Source organism: Gynuella sunshinyii YC6258, from assembly GCF_000940805.1.
GTDB lineage: Bacteria > Pseudomonadota > Gammaproteobacteria > Pseudomonadales > Natronospirillaceae > Gynuella > Gynuella sunshinyii.
This window is the reverse complement of the sequence record NZ_CP007142.1, coordinates 454,146-468,938: the sequence shown is the minus strand read 5'-3', so window position 1 is coordinate 468,938 and position 14,793 is coordinate 454,146. Positions and strand designations below refer to the sequence as shown.

The following is a 14,793-nucleotide window of genomic DNA, read 5'->3' as shown; positions in this document are numbered from 1 at the left end:
GACAGGGTTCAGGCAGACAGAAAGCGATCCTGATACTCGTTACGTAAAGCAACGTACCAGGGCTCCTGGATTGGCCACCACCAAAGATTGGCGAGATCTTTTTCAGAATAAGAGCTGCTAAAGAATTTTTTCGTGGATTCTGGTAACAGTGCCTCGGCACCTTTTGATGTTGAGTTGTATCCGGTGGATTTCACGAACATGGCACCGGCTTCGGGCGTGTAATACCAGTTTATGAATTCATAGACTGCATCAACATTATTGGCATTTTTAGGAATCACAAAGCCTTCCATCCATGCCAGTGCGCCTTCTTTGGGGGCCCCGTAGGCGATGGGTTCGCCTTCGGATTGCAGTTTGAACGCGGTGCTGTCCCAGGTCTGGCCGATGATGGCGCCATTGGTGCGAAATGCGCCCTGGGCTTCATTTTCGGTTGACCAGAATTGCGCAATCATGCCCTTGTGTTCCACTGCAGCTTTCAGAATGACGTCAAAGTTGGCGCGCATGGCTTTTTCGTTTTTATAAGAGTCCAGCAATGGAAACGGTAATTTTCCCTGCTGTTCAAGCCAAAGACCGATACCTACAAGTGCAGAATGGCCGCGAACCGTTACGCCACCATTGTGTTCAGGTTTCCACAAATCACCATAACTCAGGTTTTTAGGGTCAACTCTGGCTTCTTCTGTGTTGTAGCAAATGGCCTCAGTACCCCAATCCGATGGGGCAAAATAGCGTTTGCCATCAATGACACCACCGACTTCCGAGCCGCTCATGGCGCTGTCCAGACAGCCGTTCCAGTTAATACGGGTGGTATCCAGTGGTTGAATCAGATTGAAATCCAGGTAACCGGGAACCCGGTCAACGGTTGGCATGATAATGTCAAAACCCGTTCCATCGGTGGCGCGCAGAGAATTCATCAACTCATCATTCGTGCCATAAGGCGTGAACGTGGCATTGATACCGGTCTTGGCTTTGAAGTCCTTGAGCATTTCATCAGTGATATAACCGGCCCAGGCATAAATACGTAGTTCCTTGGATGCGGCCAGCGCACGGTTTAGGTAAAACGGAGAAGTTGCGGCGATACCGGCCGCAAGAGAACCTTTCACAAATTGGCGTCGAGATACTTTCATGGTGACTCCTCTTATTATGAGTATCATCAGGACCAGATAAGGTGTTCTGTTCCAAATACGGAATGTCCAGGAAGATTATCTTGCAAAAATATGACAGGATAGTAACAGCGGTGTCGTTGTAAAGTGAAACTCCCATAACAAAAGTAACAGCAAATGTCGTTACTGGTGTCATATAGGTCATAAACAGGCAATTGGATCAGACTGGAAAATTCAGGCTTGAAACGGTCACAACCTGATTTGTGTCACTTCTCAAACCTGTTGTCTGAGCCGTTTTCAGACTACATATGTAAATACGATAACAACTATTTTGCAGATGACGATCAGATGACAGACAGGGATATGATTAACATCAGACTATGCTTTTAAGTTATCGATCGATCTGAAGATCTGAGTTGATTCTGCTGAAACAATAGACGGCTCCCAAAAGACGGATACATTTTTATACTGGCCAAAACAATGACAACTCTTTATTTTCAAACTCATTGATCTGCCGCAGAAAACAATGTGCTTCCTGAGTGGCATTGTAGGTATAAATAGACTAAATATAAGCAGTGCCGGTTTCCCCTGATCGAGTAGTCGCCGGAGATTATTACAATAACGAAATGAGGACTGTTGTATGATGCATACTAAACGTTCCTTATGCCTGACTGCCGTATTCACTGTTCTGGTTGCTGTATCCTTTTTTGCCCGAACTGCAGAGCATAAGCTGCCCCAGATTCCTTTCCTGGAAGACTGGCAGAGTTCCCCCCATGCCGACTTTGAGGCAGAGCCTTTTGCTCATTGGAATGATGAAGGTAAAGTCTCCAAAGATTGTGCCGGATGCCATTCCACCACAGGACATCTTGATTTCCTCGGAGTGGATGGCAGTGCCGCAGGATCGGTTGAAAAAGATGCACCGATAGAGGAAGGTGTTGCCTGTGTCGCTTGCCACAATACTGCTACGCTGCATAAAGAAGCGGTGCTGTTTCCATCGGGTATCGAGGTGGAACGTTTTGAGCCAGACGCCCGATGTATGGACTGCCATCAGGGTCGGTCTTCCGGTATCGCCGTTGATAAAATGGTACAGGAAGCGGCTGTGGCCGATGACGCCTCCTCCGACAAGTTGAAATTCCTGAATATCCATTACAGTGCCGCTGGCGCGACTCGTTTTGGTGCTGAAGCTCACGGTGGCTATCAGTATTCCGGCCAGAAGTATGCTGGCTTCTACTTTCACGACGAAGTGTCCACTCAATGCAACGATTGCCATAACAGTCATACCCTGAAAATCGATCCCCGGGGTTGTCAGGATTGCCATGAATCGGTAGTCACTAAAGATGACTTTGCCAACATTCGTGATCTCAAAGGTGATTTCGACGGTGATGGTAATACTGAAGAGGGCATCAAGTACGAAGTGCAAGGGCTGGAAGAATTACTGCTTACTGTTATGACACGTTACTCGACAGATGTGGTCGGCAGCGGAATTGCCTATGACGAACATACCTACCCTTATTTCTTCAATGACCTGAATGCCAATGGCAAGGTTGATGAAGATGAGGCCAACCGCAAGAACGGATATAGCCACTGGACTCCAAGACTGGCCAAAGCGGCTTATAACTATCAGTTTGCGCTTAAAGATCACGGCGCTTATATGCACAACGCATCATACGTGCTGCAACTGATGCATGATTCCGTGATGGATCTTGGTCAGAAAGTGACAGTTCCAAAACTCGATCGGCCTTAACTCACTATGCCTGTATTGAATAAGCCACTGCGATGGATGATGCGGTGGCTGCTTTTGTTGCTGGCAAGTCCGTTGTTGATGGCTGGAGGAACAGCAGATCACCATAAATTCGAAGTTCTGCAACAGGATTTTGAGACTCTGCAACAGTTGAATGACGCATGTGTGTCCTGTCATACGGAGGCTCCTGCTCAGCTACACAATACCATCCACTGGCGTTGGCAGTTTGAAGATAAGAGTGGTCATCTACAGGGAAAGCTGAATGTTATGAACAGCTATCATCCTTCCGTGGCCTCGAATATGGACTCCTGTGATAACTGCCATATTGGTTATGGTCTGGAAGAACAGGAGCTGAGTGGTATTCGCCCGGATGGCGTGGTCGATTGCATGATGTGCCATGACACTACAGGTGAATATTTTTACAGCAAATTTCATCAGGATGGGGCTAAGTGTCTGAATTGTCACGATGATGGCGCAGAAGCCTTAAAAGAGCAGACAAAGAACCAGCCATCTCGGTTTACCGTTACTTTGACGACCATGGCGCAACAAGTAGGCATGACGACCAGTAGTGCTTGTGGTGCGTGTCATTTTCATGATGGCGGCGCGGATGGCGCCAAGCATGGCGACCTGGACAGCTCTCTATTGAATGCCAGTCATGAATTGGATGTACATCTCAGTGCGGATGGCGCGAGTTTGACCTGTAGCAGTTGCCACCAGGGAAATGATCATCAAATGTATGGGAGTCGTTATCAGGCAAACAGCCCGATTGATGATAAAGGTGTGGATGCGTTAAATGGTGCGAGAGCCACCTGCGTTTCCTGTCATGGAGACAGACCGATGCAGGATGAGCGGTTGAACGATCACACAGATCGGGTTGCCTGTCAGACATGCCATATTCCGGCATATGCCCGTGGAGGTGTGGCTACCAAAACCTTCTGGGACTGGTCTAAAGCTGGTGAAAAAGATCGTCGTCGTAAACCGATTATTGAATATGACGAAGCTGGCAGAGTAATTTACGCATCGCAAAAAGGCGCCATGCAATATGGGGAAACACTGCGCCCGGAATATCGTTGGTTTGATGGCCAGATAACATTTGCAAAACCCGGCAACCCGGTCGACCCGGCTACAGCAGTAATGATGACAACCATAGGGGGTGGTGCTGAACAAACGAACAGCAAGATCTTCCCCTTCCATGTATTCCGTTCAATACTGCCTTACGACTCCGAAGAACAGAAGCTGATACCCATGCAGCTTGCTGGTCGTGGACGTGAGGCCTACTGGAATGGTTACAGCTGGGAAAAATCGCTGCAGGCAGGCGCTGAAGCTGCAGGACTGAAATTTTCCGGTGAAGTCGGATTTGTCGAGACGACTATGCTGTGGCCACTCAATCATGGCGTGGCTCCCAAAGAACAGGCTCTGAGTTGTCAGCAATGTCATACCGGAGAAGGTCGTTTGGGTAGAGTTGCTGGTTTGTATATTCCAGGACAAAACCAATCCCAGCTATTGGATCAATTGGGAAGGCTGCTCGTTATTCTCACGATTGTTGCCGTGCTGACACACGGAACCTTGCGAATCATATTTGCCTGGAGGAGAAAACGGAATGAACCAGACAACTGAACGGATACTGCTATTTAAAGCGTATGAACGATTCTGGCATTGGGCTCAGGCGGTATTGATCATATTTATGGCGCTGACGGGATTTGAAATTCATGGTAACTACACGCTGTTCGGATTTGACCGGGCGACACAACTTCATGAAATGTCGGCCTGGTCTCTGGTGGTACTGTGGGTGTTCACCATCTTCTGGCATCTGACCACGGGAGAATACAAACACTACCTGCCTACCCGTAAAGGATTATGGGAGCAACTGATGTACTACTCCAGAGGCATTTTTAGCGGAGAACCGCATCCGTTTCATCCCAGTACTGCGGCCAAACACAACCCACTGCAACGACTAGCCTATTTGCTGCTAAAAATACTGATTATTCCAGCGATATGGATCAGCGGACTGCTTTATCTGTTTTACAATGAATGGGCAAGATTCGAACTGATCAACGCCGGGTTAAGCCTCGAAATCGTTGCCTTGATTCATACCGCTGCTGCATTTCTGATACTGACCTTTCTCGTGGCCCACCTGTATTTGATAACCACTGGAGCAACTGTTGGACAGTTTATGAAAGCCATGATCAGCGGTTGGGAGGAAGTGCCTGTGAGACATCATCAGAGTGAAGATACAACAGATAAACCACATTCTTCACTCTGATGCTATTGACTGACCGAGACACTTATACAAGAGATACGAATTCTTCTAGCTATATAATCGGCTATTTATTTCATCGCGTCGTACAGGTAAGTTGTATTTTTAGGTACTGTTATAGCTACTGTTGTTACCAACGACAAGGCTATCTGTCGCGTGTGTTTCTGCAAACCTTTATTTGGTGAACCACAACCCTTGAATATCATCTCTGCTCGGAGTGCTGGTCAGGTCACTGCAGTTTGCATTGTCTTCTGGGTATCTGATAATCAGATTTTTCCCCGCTGATATTGCTGCCATACCAGTTGCATACATCCTGTCCAGATGGGCTTCAGTAAAGTTACCAGAAACTGTTTTATAGACACAATTTCCTGTATCGAAGCAAATCCAGACTGAATTACCCGTAAGGTTTAGCCAGACTTTGTTTGGAGAACGGCTACATTCCGTATATGCCAAAGTATTAACCGACAAGATTGATATCAATAAAAGTAAAACCCTCTTCATAACTTATCCTTTTCTCGTTGACTGAAAACCAATCGTAGTATATTTCATTTTCTACCATATTGAATAAGTCTATTACCAGAATAAAAAAGATCCTTTGAGAAGGGCATAAAAAATTTTAATATTAATAATTATCCCGCGCATTCGCGGAAGTATAAAAAATATAAAAAGGACATCCATAAACTTGAATTCCTGGCTGTCCAGGAAAATATATGAATTGAAATTCCTGGAGCCGAAGAAACAGGTTACGTGACAGGTAGAAGCTTTTCACTAACGGCGGATTTAAACTTGCAAGCGCAGCCATTCGCTGGAAATAATTGGAGGTCTCGATTTCTTGGGTAAAACATCAATTACATCGCAAGTGTATGGGTTGGCAGGATTCAAAGCAGCGGGGTCCATCGGTTTAAACGGCTTAAGTGACCAAGTCGGTATCGGAGTGGTAAAAGGTGGTTCAGTTGCAAGGTCGGTTGGATTCAGCTATCAATTATTCAATTCTGGAGAGTAGATATGCTGGTAGAGTGAATATTCGTCTTATCCGTAGCAGTCGTAGTTATCTCTCTAGTCGGGACTATGGTGTTCAAAATAGATATAAAAAAAGACTTCTTGAATCATACCCTGATATTAGCAAAAATTTAGGTGTCTCTCTCAAATTTGAAGTTTACGAGCTAAGTAGGCAAAAAGCTTTTTCCGACTTTCTAAAGAAAAAATCTTATAAGTCTCTTAGTGATGCGACGTTAGATGCGCTGTGTAATAATTATACGCGGTATGGGCTGCTTTTTAAGTTATCCTGTCTGGTTTGTCTGCTCTCTGCACTATTGCTGGTATTTAGCCGAAACTTAGTAAATTAAAATAGCAAAAATCTCAAGGGAAACAATAATGGAACTCATATTAGTTTCTGCCCTGGCCCTGAGCAAAGGCCTATAGAAAAATATAAAGTATTCGGATCTTATGGAGGCCAAGTCTTTGAAGCAGAAGAAATGGCCAATCAAAGTTTTGAGGATGACGTAAGATTGGAAGGGCAAAAAATACCTGATCATGAAATATTGGTCACTAACCCAGATACTGAAAAAATAAAATCGTGGTGGGATAAATGGAAATAAGATAAAAACTGGTCCACTATCGACTCTAATTGTTCAACTACTGCGTATGGTGCTCTTCATGTAGGAGGAAAGCCCTCAAAATATCATTTTATCTGGAGCCCACAAGATGTTAAGGAATATGCGTTTAAATATTGTAATTAATACTTGTATAGCAATATCAATAACCTTATTTGGTTTTACTGCATGTAATAAAGATGGTAATGATACCAAGCATAGTGATTTGAATATTGAAGAAAGACAGAACTTACCGTTAGATATCGAAAAAATCCAAAAATTAGAAATAGGTGATTCATATGCTGTTGTTATAGCTATGTTGGGTGAACCATCATATGACACTATTATGACGAGAAAAGAAGACAATAGCGTCGTGGGAAGAAGATTGTTGTATATATATCAGCAAAATAATCCATTAAATTTTAATCAATCTAAAGATAGATACCTAAGTCTTTGGTTTGATACTAAAGATGTCCTTATCGAAATCGATCCACGGAATATCTCTCAGTTACATAAGAAATATAAGATAGAAAGCTAGGCGATTCGAAATAGAGAAGAATAAAAAGAGAGAATAGAAAAATAAAAAGGACATCCATAAACTTGAATTCCCAGAAAAGATATCTGGTGCAATTAATATCGCTAGTAAAAAAACCTCTGACTTTAGGGTCTGAGGTTACAAAAATCTCAATATTAACTCAGGGTAATATTATAGTTGGATATGACCTATTTCAACTAGGTGCGTCTGCAAATACTATTGTAACTAACGCGATGCTGGGTGTAGGGTTATGACGGAAACAATAATTGTGGTAGTAATAGTTTTTGGCGGTACATGCTTTCGGTTTATTAAGATATTTTCATTGGGTGATGTGAAAAAAGAGTCGGTTATTTTTCTTCTTCAGGTTTTCTGTCTTGGTTTGGTGGGAGGTGCTGATTTAAGGGGAGGATCCGCTATAGCTTGTGTATATGTTGTGTTCGAAAGCGTAATATTTAGTATTGTATATTCAAAATTAAAAAAACAAAAAGAATGCCTATAGAGATTTAGTAGTTGGATACTTGTTTCAAAAGAAAATAAAAAAAGATAAAAATGACATCCAGTGCGCCGATGCAGCGCTGGGAGTGCAAAATCAGTACTATTCGCCTTATGGAACTACCAGTGTGGTGCCCAATGGATATATGTATATACGTGCTCAGGAAGAGTTGGCAGAACAGGGGACTATCGTAGTGGTGGTGGATAATGCACAAAAGAGCTTTGGGATTGGAGATCAAGTTGGTGAAGTCGCGACCGCTGGAATGATTGTCGCGGGATTTTTTCTCGGAGTTGGTCCTTCCGAACTGGTGTTTGGTCCAGACTCTATTCAATCTCACAATCTAAGCTTAACCCCGGAGTTTCAACGCGTCAGAGACTTATTTTTCAAAACATATGGCTCGCAGTTATCTGCATCTAATGACTGGAGTGGAATTCATGCAACCAACTTTGGGAAGACGATATCAATTGCCGAAGGATTCAAAATCGCTTGGCAAAGCCCTACGGGGGCATATGTCGGGAGCTTCACGGTAACGGATATTGTTGGAGGGCCAAATCGCACGTTAATGTATGCGCTAGACAATAACACCAGCTTATCTTCGCTAACCGGAAGAATATTTGGTGAAATTTCGTATGATAGAACTGGTTACACTATGTCGCCAATGTCAACAGTATCGCAAACTTATTTTATAACTGAGCAGTATTAAATGAAATTTCACCTTTCCCTTTTTGTTTTGATCATGGCCATTTGCACAGGATGTGGATCTAAACGAGAGTATTTTAATGCTGAAGAATTGTATGGTAGCTATTTGGCCCATTACGCGGATGATACCGACAAGTTGGAAATAAATGCCGATGGTACATATATACACAAATTTCGAGAAGAAAATGAAGTTAAAGAAGAAAAAGGCGCTTGGAAGTTTGTTGAAACGCCATCTGACTCTGTGATTGAAATTGATGTTGTTTTTTACAATTTTAAGTTTAGGGCTATGAAAGGCATATCAAGCTCTCGTGGTGATTGGTTTACTTTGGCCGTAAAAACGTCAAAGAACAAGGAGCCAAATATACATCTTTGTTTTCAAACAGAGTTACATTTATGTTTTGTTAAGGAATAGGGATTGGTGAATAAATAGGACATCCATAAACTTGTTAATCCATGATGGTACCAGCACAAGTGCTACACCATATTTTCAGAGACTGTCGAATGATTTAGAGAAGTTCATATTGGATAGCTACCCTGTTAGCAGCTATAAAAAGATGCAAGTCGTGGATATCTTTGGGTGATGAGAATGGAAAACAAAAATAACACCCAAAAACTTGAATTGTGGCTACTTAAGGAGATCTTAAACCATTACCAACGGTTAGAACCCATATCTCTGTAAATAACTTGGCCAATCTTGTGCTATAAGAAATAAAAAGGGCACCCATTATTTGAATTCATAAATTTGAAAATAAAAAGAATGAAAATAAAAAATACACCCGTAAACTTGAATCTTTAATGTACAAAAGAGCAGGTGGAGCTGGCCTAGTTTGCCTCAGGTATCTGAAGACTCATTTGCAGGCTTTTTCTGGAATCGAATGCTAGATGGAGGCGTGAGAGAGGATCTATTTAGGTTTGTAGATTCTCTTGACGAGCTCGATCGTTATTCCTTTACAGGCTCCTTAGCTCTTAGAAAAAACAATGCTGGTTATAGGGTTGATTTTTCTATTAATGGGGCTGGTGATGCAAAGTTCTTTGCTGGATCGGGGTTAATCAAAGGCGCAGCTTATCGTTAACAGTTGATTATAACTTTCCAATCGGAGAGAGAGGTCCGTCAGATCTAAACATTACCGATAAATTTTCGTGGACCGCTCCTGCTAGAGGAATCTTTGGTACAAAAGTTAGTGGTACTCTTGGCTCTGGCGGCGCGAATTTCAAAGGCGGTGTTGGATTAGTATTTGGTAGCAGTGGGACTATGCTTGCGGTTGGCTTTGATCAGAAGTTTTGACGGTGATAGGTATGATAAGCATATTTTTCTTAATGTTTTTAGTAATATCGATTTTTCTTGTCAATAAATATAACTCATTGCAACGCGAGTTCTTTTTGGCTATTGAAAAGCTGGATGATAGCCAATTGATAGAATTTGGACTGTATGATGATAATGCCTTTAGGTTACACCTTAATCGTATTAGATACTTCAATGTAAAGCCTTATTTAAAGTTTGAAGATGAAAAAGTGAAGTCTATTGCAAAAAGTCTAAATATACTGAATAGATTAAGTGCTGCATCGATAGTGATTTGTATCGCTTTGGCTGCATTAAAGTTTTTGAATTTCTAACCAGAGGGAGATATAAAAAGGACATATATGACGCCTTCGGACTGTCATACTATTGAATGCTTCAAAGCGATGCATCCCTGCATCAAACACGCTTAATCCCTTAATCTATTTATTTAAACCTCGGCCAATGATTGTATATGTCTTTCATTGGCTCCCATCCTTCGCCGTTGTTATAGGCGGAAAATATCTGTTCTCTCGTGCTGTAGCCATTCAGAACTTCCTCTTCGTTCATTTCGTAAGATAAGGTTTCGAGTCTTTCTGAAAGGTCTTGTTCCTGGCCGTTAAGATCCATTGTGTTGTATTCCCGCCAACCCGCATTTTCATTGGCTATTTGTGGTGTGGGTAATGGATCGTTTAGCCAGCCGACGGGTTTGATATGGGCGTCCATGTAAGTATTGACGAACACGATATTGTCGTAACAGCCACTGCAACCGCCGCTTCGGGCCAGGTAGGTAGTATTGTCCAGGACCGGGTCGCCGTTCGGACCGTTACCGCGAGTGATTTTTGAGTTGAGGAAGACAAAGCCTTTGTCGGTTTCATTTTCCACCCGGGCCTGAAGGACGTATCCGCCGCTGCCATTACCCCGTGAATCTCCCAACGTGCGGATTTCGCTGTTTTCGAACAAGGAGACTTTGCTGTAGCCCCAGATAAAATCAACATTTCCGGCAACCAATGTGTTATAGAACCAGGTCCAGCCCTTAAGGTTCAGAGTGTCCTGTTCGCTGAAAAAGTCTGCGTTGGTGGCAATCAGTCGACCGTCCGGGCTGTTAAAGAATAGCGTTTCAGCCTGGTGCCCTTCCCCGATCAGTGTGGTGTTTTTCAGTGTCAGGTTGTCCAGTCTGACCATATCTGCCTGTTCTATCAGGAATAATGGTCGTCCTGCGGTACCCGAGTTCATGCTCTCATTGATGGTGTAACGAATGATGGTTCTACGCCGGTTTTCACCTTTCAAGGTAATGTTATTTTTGCCGTAAAGGTACAGCGGTTCTTCATATATGCCATTTTTGATATACACCGTAGCAGGTGTATCTGCTGCCACGTTCTGCATGATAAAGTTGAGTGCGCCTTGTACTGACCGGAAGTCAGCATGATGACCATTATCGTTAACCACCAGCGTGGTCTTGTTGGTATCTGGTCCGTTGATTCTGGTGGTAAAGGTCCAGCCACTGTTTTTTCCAATGCCCTCAAATACTTGTCCTGCCAATGTTGCACCGGTGAATGCTTCTTTAGCTATGGCGATATAGTAGTTGACACCGTGCTCCAGAGTATTGGCGTGTGGGGTGATACGGACAATGTTGCCATCGATTCTGACCTGATTGGTTTTAATGGTACGTACCGGGTTGTAGCCTATGTTGTCTGATTCATTGATCAGACTGATTTTGTCCACCATGACATCATCGCTGGTTCTGAAAATGCGAATGGATCCCTCTCCCAGTGTTACCTCAGAATCAAATCTGATTTTGAGCTGGGTATCTTCATAGGTATTGAATTCGCCTGAGGCGGGTGTGAGTTCATTGCAGAAATTATAGACTGCGGTTGGCATTTCAAATTGTGGTGCAATGGTGGCGCTGATTTTTCGAACCAGATTTGAGCCGCTGATAAATGTGACCGTGGCGGTGCCTGATCCCACGGGTGTCAGGGTAACCTGATTACCTGCCGTGCTGATGGCAATCACATTCGAATCGCTTGAGGTGACGGTAAAGGTATCATTTTCTCCGGTCTCTGTACGGGTACTGACTTCAACGACCTTGGGCGTATCTCCAACTTCAGCGCTGTATTCCGTATCTCTGGGAGACAACACGATAGATGCAGGAAGGTCGTCGGCATTACCGACTCGGACATCATCGATTTCGAATGATTTATTGGATGTCCAGAGACCGATGATGCCGGTATCTGTGAAACTCGTGTCGGTAGTGGAGGCAATCTGATCGCCATCGAGATAAACCGTCAGGGTGTCACCTTTCAGTACCAGACGCAGGTAGTACCATTGTCCGTCCAGGGCATCTTTTGCACCCTGTTCAATCGGTGTTTTGACTCGCTGCATACGCGTCAGTTCGCCGTTGACCATTTTGGCAATTTCCACCTGGGTGCTGCCGACGGAATTTTGAATGTTCATCGCTCCGGCATACCAGTTGTTACCGTCCTGATAGCGACCAAGCAAATAAAGTTGCTTGTTGGCAGCTGTCGAGTTGTAACGCGGTCTGATTTTCGCCTCAACGTAATAGTCTGCCGTTGTCAGCATGGATAAAGCTGATGGTTTAACCAGCGCAATAACGCCACCGGATTTATCGGCGGTATAGCGCAGGACATAGTTGTCTGCATCATTAACGAGGTCAAAACTGCCATCGGGTATCATGCTGTTTTCGGTCTGCGGCAGCAGGTTCCAGTTATTGGTGCTGCCGGTGGCGAAATCGTCACAGAAGTACAAACCGGAATCCGGGCATTGCCAGATACCGGTTGGACTGTCTGCGTTGGAAAGAGTCTGTTTTTCTGAGGTATCAGTCATGTCAGAAGCTGCATATGCGGTGGTTGCTGTCATGCCATTTGCGGCAAGCAAAAATCCGGCCGCAAGAATGGCTTTTAGGGTTTTTGAATTCATGTTTTGATAATCCTGCTTGGAATTGTTTTTGGAAACTGGATTACTGATCTGTCTTTAGATCATGCAGGTATATCTTAACTTCGAATACAGTTTAATGTTGCTTTTTTGCTGATTCGGATCACTTTTGGCCGATATTGATTGCCAAAATGAAATCCGGATCACAGTGTTTGCGTTACATCCGGTCACACGGCGTCAATCGCGTATGGATGATTCAGTGCATAACGTTGTATTAACTATCAGATTCAGAGTCGGGCGAGCCGGTTGATTTTGTAACAGAATTTACTCATTAGCGGTATCGGTTCAAGTCATGTCTGCATCAGGTTGATTCCTTTTCTGTGTGGGTCAGGCTGTTTGTGATTCAAGTCAGTTGCCGTGAAATCCTGCTTGTATTATGTGGCCCGTTTGTTTATAAATGATAATCATTATCATTTAAAGCATGAGGCAAGTTATGCGATTCATCTGTAGTCATCATCAGTTATTGGTCGCACAGGATCCGCTTCAGGCCTATCAGCAGTTTGAGCACCTGAAGCTGGCCGGGCTGATGGCCATGGAGGCGCAAAGTTGGGAACTGGCCTGCCGCAAGCTGGGAGCAGCTTACGAAATTGCCGTACTGGCTGTGCAGCATCAGCATGAGGTGGTCGGCGCGTCTGAAATGATCAATAACCTGTTGTACTCATGTCATCATCTGGTGATTTGTCTGTCGGTATTGGGACACTGGTCTCTGGTTAGTGAGTATCTGCGGTTGTTATTGCAACATTGTGAGAGGTTGTTGGGGGCGCAGATAAATGGCGATGCGCAAACCCTTGAGGAGGCCGTGAAGGTCTCCTTTCAGCGAATGAAGCTGTTGCTGGTACAGAACCGCGACCAACGAATGGCCGGGGTTCTGGAACAACTGGAAGAATTTATTGTGATGCCGGGGTGTCGGGTGTTATTGCACTGACTGCAGGTTTCCAGACCGCATCCGGTAACAGATAAAAACCGGGATCAGCTTTGGCCCCGTCTCCCAAAATATGGACCAGTCCGGATGCCATGATGGCGAGAGTAACGTCGAAGGCATTCAGGCTGTCACCAAAACTGGCGGTCAGATTGAACATGGCTCCGTTGGCCAACAGAAAGAAGTGCTTGTTGCCCTGTTGATATTCGTAGACATGCGGCAGGACTTCCTCACCCTGGCTAAGGTCCAGTTCGCTGGTATCAATTTCATCACTGACATGGCCAACGTTCATCACAAACGCGCCATTTTTCAGTTGTCGTAAATGCCGGGCGGTGATGACATTGCAGGCTCCGGTAGCGGTAACGACCACATCTGCCTGGGCAATGGCGTCATCCAGTTCACTGACGTGCCAGCCATCGTATTGAGCCATCAGACGACGTGCCGGGTCTCGCTCTGCCACCGTGACAGCACCACCATAGGCTCTGGCTGAGAAAGCCACGCCCTGCCCCACCAGCCCATAGCCGATCACCACAACGGTTTTCTCATGTAATGTCATGCGTGTGCGTTCAAAGAATGCCTGCCAGGCTGTCAGGCCCACCATGTGACGATTGTGCAGGCCCTCTTTGGCATCGAGGTCGTCCCAGTTAAAAACAGGAAAGGTCATGTCGGCTCGCTTGAGTCTGGAAACCCCCGAGCCGGTACCTTCGAGTCCGGCCTTCATCGTCTGACCCGGCCGTTGTTGCAGCCGGGACATGATTTCCGCGCCAAACTCACATACGTAATCCGGTTGCCAGTCCAATGCCTGTTGCAGTGATTGTTCCCAGTCACCCTGACTCATGTTTAACCAGGCATGTGTCCTGGCTCCGAGACTGGACAAATATGAGACCACTTCGTCACGAACCGTTGTCGGGTTACAGGTGGTTACGAACAACTCCCCTCCCTGTTTCAGAAAGCCTTCGTACAGCGGCACCATTTTGATATCCAGGTGTGTACAGATGGCCACCTTTTTGCCGTGACAGTCTCCCAGTTTTGAAACCATACGTGCGGTTCTGGGCATATGACGGCGGATCCAGTCAAGATCTTTGGTAAAATTCATATTTGTTCCTTTCGGTAATGCATTGAAAGTCATCGCAGAAAACATGATCAGACAGCAGATCGATACCGCTTGTATTGACGACCATGGAGGGATGACAAGATTAACTCTGAACGTTGGCTGAGTGAATGCCCGGTGG

13 protein-coding genes are annotated in these 14,793 nt (G+C 44.8%); 9 read left to right on the top strand and 4 right to left on the bottom strand.

From position 1 onward, the window contains the following. Positions 1-8: 8 nt before the first annotated feature. The gene (locus tag YC6258_RS02155) at positions 9-1,121 is read right to left on the bottom strand and encodes a substrate-binding domain-containing protein (RefSeq protein ID WP_044615589.1); all 1,113 of its coding nucleotides are present in this window, start codon (positions 1,119-1,121) and stop codon (positions 9-11) included. A gap of 616 nt (positions 1,122-1,737) precedes the next feature. Between YC6258_RS02155 and YC6258_RS02150 the strand changes: the two genes are divergently transcribed. Genes YC6258_RS02150 through YC6258_RS02140 form a run of 3 tightly spaced genes read left to right on the top strand, consistent with a single transcriptional unit; the run spans position 1,738 to position 5,101 of the window. Further along, entirely contained in the window at positions 1,738-2,841 is a 1,104-nt protein-coding gene (locus YC6258_RS02150; protein WP_052830001.1) for a cytochrome c3 family protein, read from the top strand. Between the two features lie 6 nt (positions 2,842-2,847). Then, complete coding sequence (locus YC6258_RS02145; RefSeq protein ID WP_044615588.1) at positions 2,848-4,455, top strand: tetrathionate reductase family octaheme c-type cytochrome; 1,608 nt, start codon at positions 2,848-2,850, stop codon at positions 4,453-4,455. Beyond that, positions 4,439-5,101 carry a cytochrome b/b6 domain-containing protein gene (locus YC6258_RS02140; protein ID WP_044615587.1) on the top strand — a complete coding sequence of 221 codons (663 nt, stop codon included), beginning with the start codon at positions 4,439-4,441 and terminating at the stop codon, positions 5,099-5,101. Before YC6258_RS02145 ends, YC6258_RS02140 begins: the two co-directional genes overlap by 17 nt. 168 nt (positions 5,102-5,269) lie before the next feature. Here the strand turns inward: YC6258_RS02140 and YC6258_RS29405 are convergent, their stop codons facing one another. After that, positions 5,270-5,596 carry a hypothetical protein gene (locus YC6258_RS29405; RefSeq protein ID WP_144407531.1) on the bottom strand — a complete coding sequence of 109 codons (327 nt, stop codon included), beginning with the start codon at positions 5,594-5,596 and terminating at the stop codon, positions 5,270-5,272. A 1,203-nt stretch (positions 5,597-6,799) separates the two neighbouring features. On the opposite strand from YC6258_RS29405, the gene YC6258_RS02135 reads away from it, so the two are divergent. The 5 genes from YC6258_RS02135 to YC6258_RS02110 all read left to right on the top strand — a co-directional run bounded on the left by YC6258_RS02135 (position 6,800) and on the right by YC6258_RS02110 (position 10,028). Next, entirely contained in the window at positions 6,800-7,225 is a 426-nt protein-coding gene (locus YC6258_RS02135) for a hypothetical protein (RefSeq protein WP_044615586.1), read from the top strand. A 515-nt stretch (positions 7,226-7,740) separates the two neighbouring features. Beyond that, the gene (locus YC6258_RS02125) at positions 7,741-8,418 is read left to right on the top strand and encodes a hypothetical protein (RefSeq protein WP_044615584.1); all 678 of its coding nucleotides are present in this window, start codon (positions 7,741-7,743) and stop codon (positions 8,416-8,418) included. After that, positions 8,419-8,826: a hypothetical protein gene (locus YC6258_RS02120; protein ID WP_044615583.1), complete on the top strand. Its 408-nt coding sequence runs from the start codon at positions 8,419-8,421 to the stop codon at positions 8,824-8,826. 415 nt (positions 8,827-9,241) lie between these two features. After that, positions 9,242-9,487 carry a hypothetical protein gene (locus tag YC6258_RS02115; protein WP_144407529.1) on the top strand — a complete coding sequence of 82 codons (246 nt, stop codon included), beginning with the start codon at positions 9,242-9,244 and terminating at the stop codon, positions 9,485-9,487. Between the two features lie 223 nt (positions 9,488-9,710). Beyond that, the gene (locus tag YC6258_RS02110) at positions 9,711-10,028 is read left to right on the top strand and encodes a hypothetical protein (RefSeq protein ID WP_044615581.1); all 318 of its coding nucleotides are present in this window, start codon (positions 9,711-9,713) and stop codon (positions 10,026-10,028) included. 109 nt (positions 10,029-10,137) lie between these two features. On the opposite strand, the gene YC6258_RS02105 is transcribed toward YC6258_RS02110, so the two are convergent. After that, positions 10,138-12,627 carry a pectinesterase family protein gene (locus tag YC6258_RS02105; RefSeq protein WP_052829999.1) on the bottom strand — a complete coding sequence of 830 codons (2,490 nt, stop codon included), beginning with the start codon at positions 12,625-12,627 and terminating at the stop codon, positions 10,138-10,140. A gap of 448 nt (positions 12,628-13,075) precedes the next feature. Between YC6258_RS02105 and YC6258_RS02100 the strand changes: the two genes are divergently transcribed. After that, positions 13,076-13,567, top strand: a complete 492-nt coding sequence (locus tag YC6258_RS02100) for a hypothetical protein (RefSeq protein ID WP_044615580.1) — start codon at positions 13,076-13,078, stop codon at positions 13,565-13,567. Here the strand turns inward: YC6258_RS02100 and YC6258_RS02095 are convergent. Further along, on the bottom strand, positions 13,530-14,657 hold the full coding sequence (locus tag YC6258_RS02095; protein WP_044615579.1) for an NAD(P)-dependent oxidoreductase: 1,128 nt from the start codon (positions 14,655-14,657) through the stop codon (positions 13,530-13,532). The genes YC6258_RS02100 and YC6258_RS02095 overlap by 38 nt on opposite strands. Between the last annotated feature and the right edge of the window lie 136 nt (positions 14,658-14,793).

Coding starts and splice junctions, on each gene's coding strand:
- YC6258_RS02135 (WP_044615586.1), top strand. CDS start 6,800: ATGTTAAGGAATATGCGTTTAAATATTGTAATTAATACTTGTATAGCA.
- YC6258_RS02155 (WP_044615589.1), bottom strand. CDS start 1,121: ATGAAAGTATCTCGACGCCAATTTGTGAAAGGTTCTCTTGCGGCCGGT.
- YC6258_RS02105 (WP_052829999.1), bottom strand. CDS start 12,627: ATGAATTCAAAAACCCTAAAAGCCATTCTTGCGGCCGGATTTTTGCTT.
- YC6258_RS02140 (WP_044615587.1), top strand. CDS start 4,439: ATGAACCAGACAACTGAACGGATACTGCTATTTAAAGCGTATGAACGA.
- YC6258_RS02100 (WP_044615580.1), top strand. CDS start 13,076: ATGCGATTCATCTGTAGTCATCATCAGTTATTGGTCGCACAGGATCCG.
- YC6258_RS02150 (WP_052830001.1), top strand. CDS start 1,738: ATGATGCATACTAAACGTTCCTTATGCCTGACTGCCGTATTCACTGTT.
- YC6258_RS02110 (WP_044615581.1), top strand. CDS start 9,711: ATGATAAGCATATTTTTCTTAATGTTTTTAGTAATATCGATTTTTCTT.
- YC6258_RS02120 (WP_044615583.1), top strand. CDS start 8,419: ATGAAATTTCACCTTTCCCTTTTTGTTTTGATCATGGCCATTTGCACA.
- YC6258_RS29405 (WP_144407531.1), bottom strand. CDS start 5,596: ATGAAGAGGGTTTTACTTTTATTGATATCAATCTTGTCGGTTAATACT.
- YC6258_RS02145 (WP_044615588.1), top strand. CDS start 2,848: ATGCCTGTATTGAATAAGCCACTGCGATGGATGATGCGGTGGCTGCTT.
- YC6258_RS02095 (WP_044615579.1), bottom strand. CDS start 14,657: ATGAATTTTACCAAAGATCTTGACTGGATCCGCCGTCATATGCCCAGA.